This is a genomic window from Flavobacterium sp. PL002, from assembly GCF_054165825.1.
In genome coordinates this window covers 3,145,829-3,167,545 of record NZ_CM135110.1, presented here as the reverse complement: position 1 = coordinate 3,167,545, position 21,717 = coordinate 3,145,829, and the positions used below count along the sequence as shown (strand labels likewise).

The window sequence follows — 21,717 nt, the reverse complement described above, 5'->3', positions numbered from 1 at the left end:
GGATAAAAATCTGTGGTATGAAATACCCTGAAAACATCCTCGAGCTGGGAGCACTCCTACCCGATTATATGGGCTTTATTTTCTGGGAGAAATCGGCTCGTTATTTTGATGGTATCGTACCTGAATTACCTCAGTCCATTAAAAAAACGGGGGTTTTTGTGAATGAATCAGTTGAAAATATTGTTCAAAAAGTAGCACAATACGATTTACAAGCAGTACAGTTACACGGTAAGGAGTCGGTTGAATTTTGTGGTGAATTACGTAAATCCTTGTTAAAGGAGATCGAAATCATAAAAGTATTTTCAATTTTAGATACCTTTGACTTTGCGGTACTTGAACCTTTTGAAATGGTTTGTGATTACTTTTTATTCGATACTAAAGGAAAGCTACCAGGAGGTAACGGAAGTACATTTGATTGGAAAGTACTACAGCAATACCCATCATCAAAACCGTTCTTTTTAAGCGGAGGAATAGGTCTTGACGAAATGGATGCTGTAAATGAAATTTTGAAAACTAATTTGCCCGTTCATGCCATAGACGTCAACAGCAAGTTTGAAATAGAACCTGGATTAAAAAACATATCATTAAGTAGAGATGCAGTGCAATGTATCTCCACGTTTAATCATCCACAATAAAAAATAAAACAATGTCATACAACGTAAACGAAAAAGGCTATTACGGTGAATTTGGAGGGGCCTACATTCCAGAAATGTTATATCCAAATGTAGAAGAACTGCGTCAGAATTATTTAAAAATCACAGCTGAACCTGAGTTTCAAGCTGAATTTGATGCCTTGCTTAAAGATTATGTGGGTCGCCCTACTCCATTGTATTTTGCAGAACGTTTGTCTGCGATGTACAATACTAAGGTGTATTTAAAAAGAGAAGATTTATGTCATACTGGTGCGCACAAAGTCAACAACACTATTGGACAAATATTACTCGCTAAAAGATTGGGTAAAAAACGCATCATTGCCGAGACTGGAGCTGGACAACACGGTGTGGCTACGGCTACTGTTTGTGCACTTATGGGAATGGAATGTATTGTGTACATGGGGGAAATTGATATTAAACGTCAGGCGCCAAACGTGGCTCGTATGAAAATGTTAGGTGCTGAGGTTCGTCCCGCTCTTTCAGGTTCAAAAACGCTGAAAGATGCTACAAACGAAGCCATTCGTGACTGGATCAACAATCCTGTGGATACCTATTATATCATAGGATCTGTAGTAGGACCACATCCCTATCCTGATATGGTAGCACGTTTCCAATCGGTTATTTCTAAGGAAATCAAATCGCAATTACTAGAGAAAGAAGGTCGTGAAAACCCTGATTATGTAATCGCATGTGTAGGTGGAGGTTCTAATGCTGCTGGTGCTTATTATCATTTTCTTGATGAAAAAGATGTTAATATCATCGCTGTAGAAGCCGCTGGACACGGAGTAGATTCTGGCGAAAGTGCTGCTACTTCAGCCCTAGGAAAAGTAGGTGTAATACATGGTAGTAAAACCTTATTGATGCAAACAACTGATGGACAAATTACCGAGCCGTATTCTATCTCAGCTGGTTTAGATTATCCAGGTGTAGGTCCTATGCACGCTCATTTATTTGCTTCAGGACGTGCACAATTTATTTCCATCACAGATAAACAAGCAATGGACTGGGGATTAAAACTATCTCAACTAGAAGGGTTAATTCCAGCCATTGAAAGTGCGCATGCATTTGCTGTTCTAGACGAAATGAAATTTAAAAAAGAGGATATCGTAGTGATCAATCTATCGGGACGTGGTGATAAAGATTTGAGTACTTACATTGATTATTTCAATTTGTAGATAACTTTTCACTAATTTTACATTTGGGCGTTTCCTTTTTTCCTCTGATAAAAATCAGAAAAAAAAGGCCGGGCTATACGCTAAATTCCCAATAAGAATACTAGCGGTCTAAGGACCTTGTATTCTAAATTGGGCGATACCGCTGCTATCCCTAACGCAATAAAAACTATGAGAGTAAATAAATCATAGCACAAATTCAAAAAAGAAAAAATGGAAAAATTATTTGCCTACGGATCATTAAAAGATAAAGAAGTTCAGGAAACCGTTTTTGGAAGATTCTTAGAAGGAACTCCTGAAACGTTGAAAGGATATGAAGTAAAAGAAATTAAAATCGAAGAGGAATTTGGTATGGAAACCTACCCTATCATTGCCCCTACTGAAAATACTAATGATATTATTGAAGGGATGGTTTATGATCTTTCAGTTCATGAACTAGAACTCGCTGATACCTACGAAGGAAAACAGTATAAAAGGATTGAAGTTCGTTTACAATCAAATGAAGTAGCATGGGCCTTTAGCGCCAAAACGTAAAAAAATATAGTACACAGATCAGGCATCTGTTAATTAGTATAGCAATGAATAGAATAAAACAAAAGCTGCAAGAAGATAAAAAGATATTCTCTGTTTATTTCTCTGCTGGATATCCTAGTTTGAATGATACGGTTCAAATTATACAAGACTTAGAAAAAAATGGTGTAGACATGATCGAAATTGGTTTGCCGTTTAGCGATCCACTTGCTGACGGACCTACGATTCAAGCAAGTTCTACCCAAGCTTTACACAACGGGATGACTACGCAAGTGCTGTTTGACCAGTTAAAAGATATTAGAAAAACAGTTTCTATTCCCCTAGTAATGATGGGATATTTCAATCCTATGTTACAATACGGAATAGAGAACTTTTGTAAAAAATGTCAAGAAGTAGGTGTGGATGGATTAATTATTCCGGATCTTCCTGTTGATGTTTACGCAGATGAATACAAAGCTATTTTTGAAAAATATGGTTTGCTAAATGTATTCTTGATTACACCACAAACATCTGATGAGCGCATTCACTTTATTGATAGTGTTTCTGATGGATTTATTTATATGGTGAGTTCGGCAAGTGTTACAGGATCACAAACTGGTTTTGGAAGTACGCAAGAAGACTATTTCAAACGTATTGCCAACATGAATTTGAAAAATCCACAAGTAATTGGTTTCGGAATCAATAATGCAGAAACCTTCAATCAAGCAACGAAATTTGCAAAAGGAGCCATTATAGGTAGTGCATTTATACAGCACTTAACCGAGAATGGTACTGGAAGAATAGCTGATTTTGCAAAAGCAATTCGATAACATCCATTACATAATATAATAACAACGGCGTCTAAGTAAAACTAGATGCCGTTTTTTTTTTCATTCTTTTAGAAACAAAGTAATAATAATTATTAATATATTTGATCATAATAAAATTCTGAATAAATTGATTATGAAATTATATTTTAGAATAATCTATTAAAAAAAGAACGGGAAGAATAATATAAATTTACAGAAATGACGATAAGTGAATATCTCAATAATATAGGTTTTAAAGCGAACCCTTTCCAATTTTCAAACGCAGATAAAGAGACCGAATTCTTAAGTCAATACTTCATCAAGCCAGATTATTTTGAAGATATTTGGGGAAATCCTTACGAACCTGTATCTAGTATAATTTATGCACCTAGAGGTGCAGGGAAAACTGCCCAAAGAGTAATGATAGAAAAGAGGACTAGAGAATATGATGATATTTTAGCTATATCTTACACGAACCATGACCTAACAGAATTTAAAAATATCAGTGAAATAAGCTTAACTTATCATTTAACTTTTTTAAACAGACTTCTACTTGTTTCTTTATTTAAAAGAATTGAGAGTGATAATTTTAATTTCGATGAGGTTTACACTTTCACAGAAAGACAATACATCTATAAAATTGCTAGAATTTATTTATATAATACTCCAGCATCATTTCCAAATCAAGCAATTTCATCATTAAAAACTATAAAAGATCGAGCAGTTGATATATGGAATGGCTTTAAAGAACCGATCACAAATGTCATAAAGCAAATAACCAAAAGTAAAGGATTAGAAATTGATTTATCTAAAATAGCTATTGACAAAAAATTAGAAATTAGTCATAAAGATAATTTTTTCAACATAATTGAATTATTAATTAAGGCGAATTACAATTCAATATTTATTTTAGTTGATGAAACGAATTTAACAGGTAATAATCCAGAAGCAAGTTATAGGTTAATTGAAGATTTATTAAAGGATTTAGAACTATTAGAAACACCAAGAGTTAGTTTTAAATTTTTCTTATGGGATGCATTAAAACCGTACACAGTAATTTCTGCTCGTCCAGACAGAGTATTTTCTTATGAACTAAATTGGGATTGGCAGCAAATATCTAGCATGTTGGACAAGCGAGTCGAAGCCTATAGCAATGGAAAAGTAAAAAATTTTCTAACAATGTTTTCTAATAAAAAACTATTTGGACGTATAATTTTATTTTCTGATTTAAGTCCTCGAGATTGTATTAGAATTTGTAATAGAATAATATCGGAACAATTCAAAAAAGATCAAAATAGCAGTCTCTTTGATGAAAGTATAGTTCATTCATCGATTGAACAATTTTGTATGGATAAAACTAAAGAGTTAATAACAAATGAAAATAATTTAAGATATTTAATTAAAACAGAACATGTTTCATTTACAATTGAGGAGCTTGTTATTAATAAAGTAGCATCTGATGTAGCGGCTGTAAGGAATATTATAAATCCTTGGCAAACTGCAGAATACCTTAAAAAAATTGGTATTGTTCCCAGAAAAGCTGGCAAAGCCGTCAATGAATATGCTTTTCAGGATATTCGAATAGCTTTTACTGCATGTCCAAAGTTAGGTGTTTTGGAGTTTATAACTCAAAAAGTGAGAAGATGTAAGACATTGACTTGTAAAAACATATTTTACAGGGATTTTAATCGTAAACAATATTTATGTCCCAAGTGCAATACAATCAATTAAGAGATATTAAGATTTTTCATATTCGATCATTGTTAAAACATACAATTAAGAACAATACATACATGAGTTATAATTCAATTAATAAATGCAATCTTATTTGTCATGCAAATAATTAACTCCAGCAACATTCTTACAGCGATGACGACGGAAATTATTTTATCAATAGTTTTTTGATTGTTACAACTCAGAAAAAACAATACAGCTGGTTGGAATAATTTAGAATTTATTGTCATTGAAGAATTAATATATCATTATATTAAATAAACCAAACCCTAAAACACAAGAAATGACCAATACTGATATTCATAATTTAAGTGATGCTGAACTAAAAGAAGAAGCTAAAAAATTAAAATCATTTTCCATACAAAACAGCCTCTTGATAGGGTTTTTAATGGGAATTATATTTTATAGTGTAACAAAAAACAGTTGGGGATTAGTCACTTTAATCCCGTTATATTTTATTTACAAACTGATTAATGACCCTAAGAGTAAAAGAGCAAAGGAGATAGACGACATTTTAAGAGAGCGATCAGTAAAAGCCAAAATTTAAAAAAAATCTAAGTGCATACTCTTATAATTGGCTTTGTAAAGGCTTAAAGACTGCCACAAATCATAGCTGTTGTAGGCTGTCAACTGTTGAGGAAAAAATCATCTAATATTAGCAATGATTCATAAAATAGTAAAAGCGTAATTAGAATATAGATTACTTTAAAAACAAAATACACAAACAATACAACTAATGAAAAAATTAATTCTTATTGCCTCACTGTTTTTTTCAATTTCTTCATTTGCCGACTCTAGTTTTTTAGCAGGTTTAAATTTTTACACTGCGTATGAAAAGATAGGTAACAACAAATACACGACTATTAGTAATAAAGGGATAACTGTGAAAGATTTTACTAATACACTTTACAGCAATGATGTAGCTCTAGGAGAAAAGGTGGCGCTTATAAATGCGTTATCAACCTATTATGAATTTACTGAAAAACCTACGGGTAATTTTAAAATGTATCAAGAGGCATTTTACACGCCACTAAAAAATAAATATGCTGATAATTTTTCGTTTGAAAATGAAACTATTGCACCAGAAATAAGATTACTATGGGTATTAATGACAGATTATGACACTTCAAATCCAAAAGTTAAAACGTATCAATGGTTAGCTCAAAAAATGCCTCATAGTTTAACTGCACAAACAGTTTCTGTAATGGCATATTCTTACGATATATTGTACAATGACTTAAATGATTTTCATACAATACAGGATTTAAAAAACAATTATGTAGCGGCTTATTTTAAAAATATAAACAACTTTACGTTAGATGCTCCTATTGAAATTAAGGCATTGGCTGTAGAGGATATACTCCCGTACACTTTAGATTGTGAAAATAGACTTAAGTGTTTTGTAGATACATCATCAGAAGCAACTACTATTGAAGGTCTAAATAAATTGTCAGATTCAATAAAAAATAATATTAAGATTGGAAAGGTTATTTCGGAATGGTATAATGACAATTGGATTGATTCAAAAGAAGCTGCTCTGGCATGGATCGAAAAACAAGAAAATTGCATCGATAAAATAAAAGCTTCACCTATTCAAAAATCAGAAATGAGATATTTTTTTATAAGTAAGATCTATAAATTAATGCATAATAATGACGACTTCACTTACCGCATGATGGATAATTCTTTTGTTAAAATATTGAAAGGATCAAAAGACAGCGATGACATTTTAAATGACGCTACTTCTTACCTGGATTCAGCTAGTTTAGATTTGGAAAAAATAGGCATTAGTAAACGTGATGTAGAGGAGCTTAACTCATCAAAAAACAATTTCCAAACTGAATTTGAAATTCCAGCAAACGAATCAGGAGCAGTTGCAGGACTTGCTTTTGGTGGTGATGACGCTAATTATACATTTAAGAATAATTTTGATGCACTGCATCATTTACTATTTTATTATTACTTACATCCAGAAAAAATTACAGAAATGTATGACTTAGAATAATCAGACTAACTAAACGTTTTACTATTAGTAAAAACTTATTTTACATTTTAATTATTCTCGAGTAGAAAAAATGAGTGCAATTATAATCTTCCTGCTTTAGCTAGCACAGCGTATAAAATGAACCGATTGAAGATAATATGAGCTTTGTTATTTTGATTAGGGAATATTATTTTAACTTATAGTCTTAAGAATAAAGAGGATCATATAACTTCTTTGTCTTGCATTATTTAAAAATAATTAAAACAGGACTTGGATAAATGGTTCCTTTTATTAAAATAATTAATTCGCAAAAAATTGAAATACTACACCATCAACTTCCCAATAAAACGGCTATGAGTCCTTATAAATAAATCTATTTACGTAAATTGCGGTCTATCTAAAGTTAATATTATGAAAGACAATAAAATACTACATTATATAAAAGAGGTAATAACAAATATGCCTACGAGATGGTTGGACATAACCACGCACCGACTAGATATTTACGATGAAAAGCAAGCCAAAACACAATTCTTAGATCAGTTTGAAGCGTTGTATAATAATGACAATTCAAGCACTACAGCACTTAATGAATTACCTACCGCTTATGATTATATTAGGTTAGGTCATCCTTTATCTTGTGTATTAGAATGGGGTATTGCTAAAGCAAATAATCTAAAAGCAGATAATGTAATTAGTTTTTCATCTAAGACAGTTCCTGTATTATCCGTTTTAAGAAAAAATTTATTAGACCATAAAAACACCCAAATCCTTTATACTGGAGATTTGCCAGCATCCTTTGACATTGAGGTGGTGAAGAATATTTATGGTTATCATTTTGATTTAAAGAAAATTGAAAATACTGATACCATTCCGGCTTTTAATGGGAGTACTGTTTTAATTGCAAATGAAAAGCAATTTGGTGCCCTTACTATTCCTAGCGGAGTAGATTTTTATATTAGCCTGTACGAGCAGTTAGGAAGCGTTTTAATTGTAAACGGAAAAGAAAACGAAAGTTACGTTTCGGATATCCAGCATGTAAGACGTAGAGAAACTATTGCAATGACACCTTCTGACTCGCTTGCAGCTTTAAAATCATTAGTAGCACAACAACCTATTACTGTCATTAAAAGCAACGTAACCACTGATAAAAAAGCTGTTTTAAAGGCTATAAAAAAAATCACAAACACGAGTACAACGCCACTTGTTGCTTCAAGTGGACTTTCAATTCAGTATGCTATTTTAATGGGATTAATTCATGATGCCGTTGAAAACCACAAAGGGAAAGCAATTAAAATAATCGTTCCGCCTAATTGTTATGGAGGCACTAATGATCAAGCGAGACGTGTTGCTGCTTGTATTGACAATGTTGAAATTGTAGATTTATTAGTTGATGGCGATAATGATATGGTACAAAGTATTGACACTGTTTTGACCCAAATTGCAACTGAAGATGCAATTCCATACATCATTGCTGAGATTCCAACAAATCCTCGTGTAGAAGTACCTAATCTTACTGATTTAAAAAATGTTTTAAGTCAAAAACGTAAAACTGCAACTGGTACAATTGCTATCGATCCTGTTTTTATTTTAGACCAAACATTTTGTCCTAATGTTCACTTTTTAGGTGAAGAGGATATTCTTGCCTCCGTTAGAACAATTTCATTTGCTAGTGGATCTAAATTTCCTAGTGGTGGGAAATGTACTGCTGGTTACTGTGTAGGAAACAAAAAAACAGTTGCTTTGATGGAAAAAATTGCTCTACATCTTGATCTTTGCGATAATGAGGCTACAGATCTTCAATATGAAATATTAGCCAAGCAGTTGCCGTCAATGAATCAACGAATTAGTGCTGCGTATAAAAACACGCGCGATTTTGTAAATTTTATCCACGATTCCTTACCGGGAGCAAAAATTAATTTTGTTTCAGAAGAATTGGCTCAGCAAGGGTTTACTCCTTCTGTATTCTCGTTAGATTTGCCTACAAAAGGAAATACTGCAGCTGAAAAAGAGGCGCACAAAAGAGAATTGAACTTGAAGTTAATCAATTTAATGATCACTGCTATTCCCAATGAAAGTAAATTTTGCGTAAGCTATGGTCAATTAAAAGGATGTTACTGGACTATTCCCGCAACTTCTACTCAAGGAACAACTAAGGAAGGCGACAAAGATTATATTGTACGTGCATCACTTTCTGGAGACATGGATCTTGAATTACATAAAAAAGTCTTTTTAAAATTTGTTGAGAGTATTTAAGATCTTCAAAAGTTAGAATTCTAAAAAAGCACATATATTATAAAAGTTGTATGTGCTTTTTTTTAAATTGGACTAATTTTATAGAAATATGTTTTATTATTTATTTTAAATTATTTCTTCTTACTTAAATTCAATTAATAAATATACAAACTAATAAATCCCCGAGTTATGATCGAACAAATGAAAGAAAGTGCTATTGCTTTTTATAAGATGGCATACGAAGGCAACCCAAGAAAAGCAACTGAATTATATGTGGGTTCAGAGTATATCCAACATAATCCTGAAGTTACAAATGGAACAGAAGGTTTTATTGAATATTTTGAGAGAATGCAAATTGAATATCCTCAAAAAACAATTGAATTTGTGCGAGTAATAGCCGAGAATGATTTGGTTTCACTTCATACGCACCAAATATGGCCTAACGATGACCAATACGTGACTATGGATTTTTTTAGATTTGACAACAAAGGTAAAATCGTAGAACACTGGGATGCAATCCAGCAAATCCCAAAAAAATCAGCCAATACAAATAAAATGTATTAGTAAAAAGTATCATAAATTGATCGTAAAAGTATTTTAGGAAATAGAGAAATGGCTTTTATAAAAAGTCAAACAGGAAATGAAGCATTATCAAATTTGTACCATGCTAAATTTGACTTAATTATCACCTGTGTATTATCTACAGGAAACGGAAAAGTTTATGAATCATCTTGGTTCACACTCTCTCCTGCTGACGGCCAATGGATCATAAGGTTAGCATTTCAAGAAGGAATTTGTTCTATAGGTTCAGGAAGAGATAAAAATGGTGATTTTTATGATATTTTAGGGGTCAAATTTAAAGACTCAGATGACTGCAGAAACCTGTATTTTAATATTGAACCTGCTGCAAAAAGAATGTTTGGTCCCAAAGGTTAATAACATTATGAATAGCTACTCGTAAACTTAATAGCGCTCTAAGAAAAAAAAAACACTCGTTCTTAAGTGCCTACAAAACGTATTCTAAATTTCTTCTAAATTGAATGCTTATCTTTGTATTTATGAAATTACTACTCATTGAAGACGAAAAAGATCTAGCCAATAGCATTCAAAATTATTTGACTGGTAACGATTTTGTTTGTGAATGGGCAGGCAATACAAAAACAGCAATAAATAAAATTTCAAATTACGATTACGACTGTATTTTACTTGACCTTAGTTTACCTGATGGTAATGGATTTGATGTGTTAACCGAATTGAAAAAACAAGGTAAAACAGAAGGTGTAATCATAATTTCGGCTAAGGAAACTTTAGAAACAAGAATTGAAGGCTTTACATTAGGAGCTGACGATTACCTCACAAAACCTTTTCATTTATCGGAATTATTAGTGCGAATTCAAGCCCTAATTAGACGAAAAAACTTTCAAGGAAACAATCTTGTAACTTGTAACGAAATTGAAATTGACACACTTTCTAAAACGGTAAAAGTCAATAGTCTTAAAGTTGAGATTACTAAAAAAGAAATCGACTTGCTTTTATATCTTATAGGGAATTTAAACAAAGTATTATCTAAAAGCGCTATTGCTGAACACCTTTCAGGAGATATGGCAGACATGTTAGATAATCATGATTTTGTTTATGCACACATCAAAAATTTAAAAAATAAGTTGAAAGACGCAGGTTGTGATGATTATATTAAAACAGTTTATGGATTAGGATATAAATGGCAAAATGAATAAAAACTTACTTTACAAAACTTCTAGAGCTTACCTACTTTTCTCAGTAATATTGTTGGTCGTTTCGGCACCTTTATTTTATTATAGTACCCAAAAATTATACATTGATGAAACCGATGAAACACTCTTGCTGCATAAAAATGAGTTTATAAAATATTCATTACCTACTTTAAAAATAACTGATATACCAAACTGGAATAAATTCAATCGAAATAATAAAATTGAAGCGTACAACAACACTAAAACAGACAGTCTTTTTTATCAATCATACCATGATATTTTAGATTCAGAGATGGAACCTTATCGCGAATTAAATGCGCCCATTATAATCTCAGGAAAACCATACACCTACTCTACCAGAATTAACCTAGTAGAAACTGAAGATTTAGTCCAGAACATCGCATTCTTATTTTTAGCAATTATTACGTCACTCTTGATTGGCTTATTTGCAATTACAAAACGATTATCAAAACGACTTTGGAAACCGTTTAATGACACATTAGCGCAAATCGAAAAGTTCGAAATTGACAAAGCAACAACTCCTGTTTTTGTACCAACTGATATTGAAGAATTTAATCGTTTGAATAATAGTATCGAAAAATTAATCGTTAGAAACACTTCTATTTACCGCAGCCAAAGGGAATTCATAGAAAATGCAGCTCACGAACTCCAAACCCCTTTAGCCATTTTTCAGGCAAAAATAGACAGCTTTATTCAGAGTGCTGTTTTTAGTACTGAGCAATATCAAATGCTCGGTTCCTTAAACGAAAATGTTAGTCGTTTAACCCGCCTAAATAAAAATCTCCTTTTGCTTTCTAAAATTGAAAATGACAATTATAATACCAAGGAGGTTATTTATTTACACGAAATCATTCATAAAAACATTACCTTTTTCACGGAACAAGCAACAGCCAAAAACATAAAAATTACACTAGAACTATCCGAAAAAGTTGTAGCCAAATCTAATCCTGTTTTGGCTGAGATACTTATTAGCAACTTGTTTCTTAATGCCATAAAACACAATACAAGCAACGGAGAAATTAATGTAACGCTGAGCAAAAATTCATTATTATTCTCGAATACAGGACAAGCGCAATCCTTAGTAACGGATAAATTATTCAATCGTTTCTCAAAATCAAATCCATCTGATCATGGGAATGGTTTAGGTTTAGCCATTATCAAGAAAATTGCCGACCGCAATAATTGGTCTGTTTCTTATATCTTTCAAGATACTCATCATTCTTTTTTGGTGACATTTTAAAATTAAACTACACTGAACTATTGGTTTTATTACTGATTCTAAATTAATTCAAAATCTCCTTGCAACTTTGTAGTATAATTTTAAATAACTTAAAAAGATACACCATGAAAAAGACCTCCTTAATTGCCGTAGCACTATTAGTTACAACAATAGCATTGGCTCAAAAAATTCAAACAAAAGAAGTGCCTGCTGCTGTAAAAACAGCATTTCAAAAAAATTACCCACAAATTAAAATACTAAAATGGGATAAAGAAGACGGCAACTTTGAAGCCAGTTACGAACTAAACGAAATCGATAATTCAGTTTTATTTGATCAACAAGGAAACATTATTGAATCAGAAGTCGAAATTAAAACAACTCAATTACCACAAGGAGTTTTAGAGTATGTAAAAACAAATTATAAAACATTAAAAGTAGATGAAGCAGCAAAAATCACGCATAATGATGGCGTTATTGTTTATGAGGTAGAAATGAAAAAAATGGATTTACTTTTTGATAGTAATGGAAAGTTTATCAAAGAAATTAAAAACTAAAAATGCCACAGAGAATGAAAATCAAAATTTTTTATACGCTACTTTTTATCACTATTATAACGTCATATTCTTTTGCTCAAAGCAAAAGTGTAACTCTATCAGGTATTGTTAAAGACAAAGCTGACCACACCGTATTACCTTATGTGAATGTAGTATTGAAAACCGAAAAAGACAATGCCTTTGTAAGCGGAACAGTAACTGATGAAGAAGGGCGGTTTTCATTATCTAAAATTAAATCAGGAAATTACTTTATTGAAGTTTCTTATATTGGCTATACTACAAAAAAAGAAATCGTATTTGTTGGTAACCTAGCTGACTATCTAGATTTAAAAACTATCGAAATAGCAACAGCATCAACCACACTTAATGAAGTTGTCATTACTACTAAAACAAATGAAATCAGTGAGAAAATGGACAAAAAAACATTTTCTATAAAAGACAATATTAGTCAAAGCGGCGGTTCTATTTTACAGGCGATACAAAACTTACCTAGTGTAACTACTCAAGATGGTAAAGTGCAGTTGCGCGGTAACGACAAAGTAACTGTACTTATTGATGGTAAGCAAACGGCATTGACTGGTTTTGGTAATGCAACAGGATTAGATAATATTCCAGCATCAGCAATCGAAAGAATTGAAATCATCAACAATCCGTCGGCTAAATATGATGCCAATGGAAATGCTGGAATTATCAACATCATTTATAAGAAAAATAAAAAAAATGGATTTAATGGAAAAATTGGCTTAACAACTGGTTTGGGTTCTTTATGGGTTCGAAAAGAAAACCTGCCAACGATAACACCACAATATACTTTTACGCCAAAAATAAATCCTAGCATATCTCTTAATTATCGCAAAGACAAAGTAAATGTGTTCTTTCAAGGGGATTATTTATATACTGAAACACTTAATAAAAACGAATTTGTAACGCGTAACTATGCAAATGGTGACATTATCAATTCGCAATTAAAACGCAACAGAAACACCCATTTTACCACATTAAAATCAGGGATTGATTATGCTATTAACGATCAAAATTCGCTTACTGTTTCAGGAATGTTTGGCAGCGAAAAAATTATTGATCGTGGTGACCAGCCTTTTTTTAATAGTGATTATTCACAACGTCTTAGATTATGGCAGTTTTTAGAAGATGAATTAAAAACAACTGTAATGGCAACGGCTAGTTACCAACATAAATTTAAAGAACCTGGACGCCTTATAAATGCTGGCTTTAATTACACTTTTCATAGAGAAGATGAAAAGTACTTTTATGACAACTACCTTCCCTCTACTACAGGTACGGATGCTTTTAAATTAATCTCTGATGAGCAAGTCTATGATTTTAACTTAGATTACATTGCTCCTTTTAAATATGGGAAATTAGAAACTGGAATAAAACTTAGAAATAGAAACATCCCTACAAATATGCAATTTATTCCCGGTGAAAATTCTGTACTTGATAGTAATGCGGGTGGATGGGCAACTTACAAGGAATTGATTCCGGCGGTATATGGAAACTATGTTTTTGAAAATAAAAAATGGGAAGCCGAATTAGGTTTGCGAATTGAATATGTCAAAATCCAGTACGATGTAAACCCAGATCATGTAGTTTATAAAAGTGACGGATATAACTATACGCAACCCTTCCCCAATTTAAGATTGGCTTATAAAATTAATGATAATGACAAAATATCCGTTTTTTACAATAGACGCGTAGATAGGCCTAATGAAGTTGATATTAGGATTTTCCCCAAGTATGATGACGCTGAAATTATTAAAGTTGGAAATCCAGCCTTGCGACCACAATTTACAAATTCGGTTGAATTGGGATACAAAACTACTTGGGAAAAAGGAAGTTTGTACAATGCCGTTTACCATCACTTTGCAGCAGGTACTATTACTAGAATTTCAAGCACTGTAGCTCCTAGCAAACTGATTTATGCTACTTTCCAAAATGTCGATAAAAGCTACAATACAGGCTTAGAAACAATTTTATCACAAGAATTTTCAAAATTATATTCTTTAAATATTAATCTAAATGCATATCGCAATCAAATAGATGCTTTTACTGTTGAAAATAAATACCCCACAGCACATACCTTTTCGGCAGAGCAACAAGAAATAATTTCAGGAAATCTTAAAGTGAACAACAGCTTCCGTTTTGCTAATAATCTTGATGCACAATTAACCGCAATTTATTTAGCACCTGATATCATTGCTCAAGGAAAAATAAAAGCACGTTTTTCATTAGATCTGGGACTTAAAAAAACCATTCAAAAAGGAAAAGGAGAATTATTCTTAAACGCAACTGATTTATTGAATACCATGATTATAAAAAAAGAAATCAACGGACAAGGTTTTAATTACATCAGCAATGATTTCTATGAAACACAAGTCATTAGACTAGGATACAGTTATAAATTTTGATTTAAAAAATATTCTTTACTCCACAATCTATTAGTAGCGTAAAATTTTCGTGTTTTATGCTACTTTTTTTTCTATAAAAAAATGCTTTTCGATAAAAAAAACGAACTCTTTTCAAACTCCATTTTTCAATAAATAGCCCCTATTTTGGTTAACCAGATTTATTTATAAATTTTAACAAGAAAAAGCTTTTTTAAATTTATTAAAAACAAGATTTTTTTTGATTAAAAATAAAAAAAAACACTCTTTTTAACTTTATTTTTTGAGGCCTTTTACTATAAATAAAAAATGTGGAAACCCGCATTTGGCCTACAATTAAGTAAATTCAAAAACTAGAAATCGCTAATATTAAAGTTAATAATTGACATTATTTATTACTTTGATAACTTTTTGATAACAATATGGTAATTATTATTGCGTTTAAATTATTAATTAACCCAAATTATTAAAAATGAAAAAATTTAAATTCAGCAGAATCAACACTATTTTCTGCACAGTAGCTTCATTATCGCTATTAGCCGCTTGTTCAAGTAACGACAATGAGGAAACAACAATTCCTGAAACAGCATCAGCTTTAGAAGCTGCTGATTTACACTTAAGTGATTTTAACGCACAATGTAGTTACGTAGATGGTAACTGGAGTTCAACAGCCTACTTGAACAACACGATGATCAATACTACACAAACAAACTTTATTTATGCTCAAAACACTAAAATTGCAAATGTTTTTGGACAGAGTGCTGTAACCCTTAAAATGGTTCATGACAACACTAGTCCTAATTCTACTTACAATGCAATTTCGTATTCTAATCCAAAGAAAATTTATTTTGGAGAAGCAATTTACGTTGCTGCTTTAGCTAAGGGACAAATTGTACCTGCTATGATTCTTGCTCATGAATTTGGTCACCAATTGCAATATACCTACAATTTGCCATCTAAGCCAGAAAACACAGCAAGACCTAATGAATTAGAAGCAGATGGTTTTGCAGGATACTACATGAGAAAACCTTCAGGATATAACGCTACATGGGAACAAGCTGGACCTGGATTTGAATTTGCTTACGCAATTGGAGACAATAACACAACTAGTGCTGGTCACCACGGTACTCCGTCACAAAGACGTTCAGCAGCACGTTTAGGATGGTATTTAGGAAACTATGATTTATCAGCTAGTGATTTTGATTACAACTTCTTCTATTACTATAACAATGTATTATCAGGTACTTACCGTACAACAACTCCTGAAAGAATCAATCCAAAAATTGATGCTTTTATTAAGTCAAAAATGGCTGAATTACAAAAAATTAAATCTGGTGAAATTTCTGGTGATGAGTTTACTCAACTTAAAGACTAATTTCATTTAATACTTTATAATGTACTATTTATAGTTATTTTAATTAAAGTTATAATACAAAAGAGAGAACCTAACAGTTCTCTCTTTTTATTTACTATAAATACTATGTATTAAAAAATTTAATTATCAGTTCAAGCGAAGGCAAGAACCGCTATTGTATGTCAACTCCACTCGAAGTGACATAAATCAGGTCGACTATAATTTACTGGTTTTGGTAGAGACTCGGAATTAAATTTTTTCACAAAAAAACAACTTCTTCTTCATCCTCATTTTCAGTTACAAATTCCATGTGCTCTTTTACGTCACTCTTTTTAAAAACTTTCGTTAAAAGCACATATAATTTCTTTTGATAAATCCATAATTACATATAACAGTAGTGAGAAAAAACTTTACCACTTCCTTCCTCTTTATTATGAACCCATCATTTATGTTGGTACAAAAAATTTAGAATTACTAAACCCTTATGTTTCTATTAAAAAAATTAGATAAAAAAATTGAACCTTAAATAGGGTTTCAATGCTATTTGTAAAGAAATTATAGCGCTATAATTTTGTCAGACTAATTAAGGGGGAAATACAGTAAAACAGTTAGTTATGTAGCAATGCATGCTAATTGTTTATTAATGTGTAAAATTAAAATAAGCTTTTAAGCAATTCAGAAAGTTATTCTACGTTCTTAAAACTGTTTAGGCTATTATTTTATGATAATTTTGCCTAATAATAAAACAGAAAAATTTAAAATTTAAAAGGTAAAAAAATGAAATGTTTATTAAAAAGTAGAAGTTGTATAATTTTGATACTTTGTTTATCACTTGCGTTATCTGTTTCTTGTGAAAACGATACTGCTTCAGACTCAGAAACAAAGCTAGAAACAGCAGAACAAATCGCGACAAAAGAAAAACTAATTGGAGATTGGAAACTTATAAGCAGTAAGGTTGACGGAGAATTAATGGGAACAGAAGATTTTGCACAACTAAAAGAGTCATCTGCTAACTTTAGTGTAGACAATACCTATAAAGTGACTTATAAGAAAGCATCAAACGCTTCTACTTCAACATCAACTCTATCTGGAACTTATATGGTAGAAGGTTTAAATCGTATTGTTTTTTTTAATTCAGTATCTAAAATAGAATTGGTTGGTGAAACTTTACAAATAACATCAACAAATAGTGACAATAAAACGCAAGTAGATATATTTATCAGAACTGATAACGATGAGTTTGAAGCAGACAATAATAGTCAACCAGATGATATTATTATTGTTGATGAAAAAGAAGATAATACTAGCACTCCAGATAATAGCTTCGATGGTTCAGAATTGATAGCTAAGTTAGAAGGTGTTTGGAAAATTAGTGGGATTGAAAATGACTGCGCGCAAAAAAACACAATTGAATTTAAAACCTCTGATTTACTTGTATTCACACAACATGATAAGTCTTTTAATAGAGCCGATTTAACAAGTAATAATATCAATATAAGTTATCCAATGCCTGCCAAATTTAGTGCAACGGTAACAAAAGGTTTCAACACCGTTACTTTTAATACTGAAGCTGAATGTCAATTTATTAAAGCCAGCAAACTTCATTATACAATTACAGATGCACAAACAATCTTGATTAATGAAGTTACTCAATTAACTATTAAAGTTGTGAATGATAATACAATTAACTTAATTTATAAATATACTGATAAAGATTCAAAAGAGCAGTTAATTCAAAATAGCTTTAATAAATTATAATAGATTAACCAATAAGCTACAAGACAATCTCAAAATTTAGAACTAGTTACTAAAAGAATGTTTTAATGATGATTCATAAACAGAATTTCTAGAAAATGATGTTAAGGAAATAATTTTAACACTTACACTACCTAAATATGTGTAAAATAAAACGCCAATTAAATAGATTATTTAATTGGCGTTTTTCATTCAAGTTATTTTATCTTTAAGAAACTACTTCTTCTTCAACCTCTTCTTCAGTTACAAATTCCATGTGATCTTCTACATCAGCAACTACTTCAGGTTTTGAAGCTTTCAAAATATTAAAACGTTCAATTTTTTCTAAATCTTGTTCTTCTCCAGAGAAATATGGAAATACATCCATGATAGGTGATTCTGCAATGGCAGGAATACTATAATCTCCCATTGTACCTTTCATTACTGCTGTTGTATTATCAAAAGCTTCTTTGACATCATTAGCTTGTAAAAGAATATACATATTTGTTTTGCGTTCTTTACCACTTTCTTCGTCATAAGCTAGTAAAGAAACTTTAGACTTAAACCAACGATCGCTGTTTTCAAAAGGATGAATTTCAGCATAATTCGCTACTTTAATATTCGTGATTTTAAATTCTTCACTAATATAAGCTGACATCTCTTCATTTATTCTACTTTCAGCTTCTGTGTAGGATAAAGCGTCTACTAGATAAGGTTCAGTTGTAACCTTTTGTACTCCAGTATCATCCGTTTTTCTATATTTTACCTTGCATTCGTACCAAGTTGTGCTCATAATATTTATTTTTTTAAGGATGTCAAAGATAGATTTTAAAGAAAAAAAAATACACAATTAGCAAAATAGATATTCACAATTTTAAAATAACGCCGCTATCACTACTCTAATCCATTATATTTCAGCATTCCCAGCTAAGTGAATAAATATGGCAAAAGAAACAGTTAATGTTATTTAAAATATTGCCTGTGTATTTCCTAAGTTTTTAATAGATATCTTCAATCACATAAGTGGTTTCATTGAATTGAAAAGTATTACCTTTTTCTAGCCCTCTCATATTAGCATATATAGGCGCTCTAGTAGAAATTCCGATAACGGTTACTCCATCAACTTCAATTTTTTCACTTGATATCCCAATAAAGAAAACAAATTGTTCCGTAACCACAGTTGCTCCTGGCTCAACAATAGTACATTCATTAGATACATCTAACGAGTTGAGATAAGCAAGTTCTTGTTGTGCAAAAGCCAATTCATCACCCAGCGCTTTTAGCAGTTCATATTTCCCAGCTCTACGGTCTTCACTCTGACTAGCAGATTCATTATTACCAAAAGCAGCGTCATTTATTTCGGCTTCACGTTTTTTAAAATTCTCAATCAATTCATTCTGATTTTCTAAGCATGCTTTTAAAATCCAGTTTTTATCTATTTTATTTTTCATAGTAATTTAGCATCAATTTAATAAGTGGTAAGATATACTATTTATTCTACAAAATGTGTACCCAATAAACACAAATTAGCTGTAATTTATTCTAAAAATAAGTTTTTCAAAATCGTATAATTTATAAAACGCGAACAGCTTTAACGAACCTACGAGTATAGCCCTTTTGGGTTAGGCTCGAAATCATTACTTGCATTTTCTTACTTGATGAAGCGTGTATAAAATTACTTTGCATACCGTTAGGCTCTGACACAATACCTATATGACCTATCGCATTTCTAGTAGGACTTAAAAACAATAGAATATCTCCTTTTTTTACATCGGCAATAGGGATTTCCTCTCCAAAATTCTTAAACAATGATGAACTTCTAGGAACTTTAATTTCAAACTCTTTAAAAACATAATATACAAATCCAGAGCAGTCAAAACCTTTACTGCTAGTGCCAGCAGTAACGTAGGGAGTTCCTAGTAACCCATTGCCAAACGCAACAATACTATCTCTTAATTGTTCTTCATTATTTGTTGGTATTATTAATTTCTCCTTTACATCCAGTTTTGCTTTCGCTAAAGATTGTGGCGCATCTTTCTTTTCTATTACTGGTAAAGGGTTAGTAAAACTACTCAAAACAGTCATTAGTAAAATGATACTCGTTCCTAATTTTAAACGATTGCTATTTTTATATGTCATAATGATAAATGGGTTAACTGATTATAAAAGCATAATTCTATATAATTTTTTAATTCTAAATGTAGGATCACATAAACCCTATTTTACAAATTTAAGTAAATTAAGCTGATTAGAAGCAATTGTAATAAATTCAGTTTACTCCAGCTTTCTTTTTTAATGATTTTTTTTTTAAAAAAATCCCAGGCTTCAATCTAATATGAAGCGATTTATAGAAAATGAATACAATCAAAAGTTTTATTTTAGACTATAAAAAAAGCCCTTCATAATAATGAAGAGCTAATTTATTGAACTAATATTTACTTAATAAGAATTAGATTTTTACAACCATTTTTCCTTTATTTTTACCGTCAAATAGCCCTATAAAAGCTTGCGGAATAGAATCAAATCCTTCAACTACAGTTTCAGTAGCTTTAATTTTTCCTTCTTTAAACCAAGTCGCTAATTGCTGTGTAGCTTCAGGAAATTTTGCTGCATAATTACCTAAAATGAAACCTTGCATTAAAGCACTATTTTTAACTAAAAAAGGCTGAACGCTAACTCCTTTTGCCGGTTCTGTATTATTATAAACTGCTATTGCGCCACATATAATCATTCGAGAAAACTTGTTGATATTAAAAAGAACAGCATCTGAGATTGCGCCTCCTACATTGTCAAAATAAATATCTACACCATCAGGACAAGCAATAGCAATCGCCTCGGCCATATTATCTGTAGTATTGTAATTGATTGCATCGTCAAAACCAAATTCGGTTTTTAACATGTTTACTTTCTCATCAGTACCAGCAATCCCTACTACTCTACAGCCTAATATTTTACCTATTTGTCCAACGATACTTCCTACAGCTCCAGCTGCTCCCGAAATAATAATTGTTTCTCCTTTTTTAGGTTTCCCTATTTCTGTCAAACCTAAATACGCAGTCATTCCAGTCATACCAAGTGCTCCTAAATAAACTGATTGGCCTACAGCTGTAGTATCAACAACTTTTAGGCCTTCACCAGTGCTTTTTTGAAACTCTTTCCACTCTAACATTCCTGAAACGTAATCACCAACTTTAAAATTAGAATTATTGGACTCCATTACTTCTGCAATTATACCAGAACTCATGGGTTTATTCAATTCAAAAGGAGCTGCATAGGATTTTGCATCACTCATGCGCCCTCTTAAATAAGGATCTACAGAAACATAACTTGTTCTTAATAAAACTTCGCCTGTTGTTATAGTAGGTTTTTCTTCAGTTACAAATTTAAAATCTGATAATTCTGGTCTCCCTACTGGTCTTTTGTTTAATAAAATAGTACGACTCATCTTTTTAGTTTTTTATATTCATTACTTATTTGTTCCAAATAATTATCAGCCTATCCTTTTTCTTAATCTAAAATAAATTCAAGAAAAGAATTAGTAAGACTGTTACTTTTAACCTTTATGCTATGCTTTATTGACTATCAAATTAATCTTTTCAATTA

At 31.4% G+C, this 21,717-nt stretch carries 20 protein-coding genes; 16 read left to right on the top strand and 4 right to left on the bottom strand.

Going from position 1 to position 21,717, the window contains the following annotated elements; all coding sequences use genetic code 11:
- Positions 1-17: 17 nt before the first annotated feature.
- From ACVEGE_RS13855 to ACVEGE_RS13780, 16 genes are all read left to right on the top strand, one after another.
- On the top strand, positions 18-635 hold the full coding sequence (locus tag ACVEGE_RS13855) for a phosphoribosylanthranilate isomerase (RefSeq protein ID WP_192500510.1): 618 nt from the start codon (positions 18-20) through the stop codon (positions 633-635).
- 11 nt (positions 636-646) lie between these two features.
- A complete protein-coding gene (gene trpB, locus ACVEGE_RS13850; protein ID WP_173838697.1) occupies positions 647-1,828 on the top strand; it encodes a tryptophan synthase subunit beta in 1,182 nt (393 codons plus the stop codon).
- Positions 1,829-2,038: 210 nt separating this feature from the next.
- On the top strand, positions 2,039-2,359 hold the full coding sequence (locus tag ACVEGE_RS13845) for a gamma-glutamylcyclotransferase family protein (RefSeq protein WP_173838698.1): 321 nt from the start codon (positions 2,039-2,041) through the stop codon (positions 2,357-2,359).
- A gap of 44 nt (positions 2,360-2,403) precedes the next feature.
- Positions 2,404-3,165 carry a tryptophan synthase subunit alpha gene (trpA, locus tag ACVEGE_RS13840; RefSeq protein WP_173838699.1) on the top strand — a complete coding sequence of 254 codons (762 nt, stop codon included), beginning with the start codon at positions 2,404-2,406 and terminating at the stop codon, positions 3,163-3,165.
- 198 nt (positions 3,166-3,363) lie between these two features.
- Positions 3,364-4,875, top strand: coding sequence for a P-loop ATPase, Sll1717 family (locus ACVEGE_RS13835; protein ID WP_192500511.1), 1,512 nt, complete (start codon positions 3,364-3,366; stop codon positions 4,873-4,875).
- Between the two features lie 286 nt (positions 4,876-5,161).
- The gene (locus tag ACVEGE_RS13830) at positions 5,162-5,425 is read left to right on the top strand and encodes an FUSC family protein (protein WP_173855837.1); all 264 of its coding nucleotides are present in this window, start codon (positions 5,162-5,164) and stop codon (positions 5,423-5,425) included.
- Between the two features lie 189 nt (positions 5,426-5,614).
- Positions 5,615-6,883 carry a hypothetical protein gene (locus tag ACVEGE_RS13825; RefSeq protein ID WP_192500512.1) on the top strand — a complete coding sequence of 423 codons (1,269 nt, stop codon included), beginning with the start codon at positions 5,615-5,617 and terminating at the stop codon, positions 6,881-6,883.
- A gap of 390 nt (positions 6,884-7,273) precedes the next feature.
- Positions 7,274-9,118, top strand: a complete 1,845-nt coding sequence (locus tag ACVEGE_RS13820) for a PLP-dependent aminotransferase family protein (RefSeq protein ID WP_192500513.1) — start codon at positions 7,274-7,276, stop codon at positions 9,116-9,118.
- 168 nt (positions 9,119-9,286) lie between these two features.
- The gene (locus ACVEGE_RS13815; RefSeq protein ID WP_192500514.1) at positions 9,287-9,661 is read left to right on the top strand and encodes a nuclear transport factor 2 family protein; all 375 of its coding nucleotides are present in this window, start codon (positions 9,287-9,289) and stop codon (positions 9,659-9,661) included.
- Between the two features lie 48 nt (positions 9,662-9,709).
- Complete coding sequence (locus tag ACVEGE_RS13810; RefSeq protein WP_192500515.1) at positions 9,710-10,033, top strand: hypothetical protein; 324 nt, start codon at positions 9,710-9,712, stop codon at positions 10,031-10,033.
- A gap of 122 nt (positions 10,034-10,155) precedes the next feature.
- Entirely contained in the window at positions 10,156-10,833 is a 678-nt protein-coding gene (locus ACVEGE_RS13805) for a response regulator transcription factor (RefSeq protein ID WP_173853944.1), read from the top strand.
- Positions 10,826-12,091, top strand: a complete 1,266-nt coding sequence (locus ACVEGE_RS13800; RefSeq protein ID WP_192500516.1) for a sensor histidine kinase — start codon at positions 10,826-10,828, stop codon at positions 12,089-12,091. Before ACVEGE_RS13805 ends, ACVEGE_RS13800 begins: the two co-directional genes overlap by 8 nt.
- A 104-nt stretch (positions 12,092-12,195) precedes the next feature.
- Positions 12,196-12,624 carry a PepSY-like domain-containing protein gene (locus tag ACVEGE_RS13795; protein WP_192500517.1) on the top strand — a complete coding sequence of 143 codons (429 nt, stop codon included), beginning with the start codon at positions 12,196-12,198 and terminating at the stop codon, positions 12,622-12,624.
- Positions 12,625-12,638: 14 nt separating this feature from the next.
- Positions 12,639-15,050 carry an outer membrane beta-barrel family protein gene (locus ACVEGE_RS13790; RefSeq protein WP_192500518.1) on the top strand — a complete coding sequence of 804 codons (2,412 nt, stop codon included), beginning with the start codon at positions 12,639-12,641 and terminating at the stop codon, positions 15,048-15,050.
- Positions 15,051-15,498: 448 nt separating this feature from the next.
- Positions 15,499-16,401, top strand: coding sequence for a neutral zinc metallopeptidase (locus tag ACVEGE_RS13785; RefSeq protein ID WP_173853948.1), 903 nt, complete (start codon positions 15,499-15,501; stop codon positions 16,399-16,401).
- A gap of 756 nt (positions 16,402-17,157) precedes the next feature.
- Positions 17,158-18,138 (top strand): hypothetical protein, encoded by a 981-nt coding sequence (locus ACVEGE_RS13780; RefSeq protein ID WP_192500519.1) that lies wholly within the window; start codon positions 17,158-17,160, stop codon positions 18,136-18,138.
- 205 nt (positions 18,139-18,343) lie between these two features.
- Here ACVEGE_RS13780 and ACVEGE_RS13775 read toward each other — a convergent pair whose 3' ends face one another.
- The 4 genes from ACVEGE_RS13775 to ACVEGE_RS13760 form a co-directional block, all read right to left on the bottom strand.
- Complete coding sequence (locus ACVEGE_RS13775; protein ID WP_173853950.1) at positions 18,344-18,907, bottom strand: DUF4494 domain-containing protein; 564 nt, start codon at positions 18,905-18,907, stop codon at positions 18,344-18,346.
- Between the two features lie 205 nt (positions 18,908-19,112).
- Entirely contained in the window at positions 19,113-19,565 is a 453-nt protein-coding gene (locus ACVEGE_RS13770) for a hypothetical protein (RefSeq protein WP_173853951.1), read from the bottom strand.
- 121 nt (positions 19,566-19,686) lie between these two features.
- A complete protein-coding gene (locus ACVEGE_RS13765) occupies positions 19,687-20,253 on the bottom strand; it encodes a C40 family peptidase (protein WP_192500520.1) in 567 nt (188 codons plus the stop codon).
- Positions 20,254-20,563: 310 nt separating this feature from the next.
- Complete coding sequence (locus tag ACVEGE_RS13760; RefSeq protein ID WP_173853954.1) at positions 20,564-21,559, bottom strand: NADP-dependent oxidoreductase; 996 nt, start codon at positions 21,557-21,559, stop codon at positions 20,564-20,566.
- Positions 21,560-21,717: the final 158 nt, after the last annotated feature.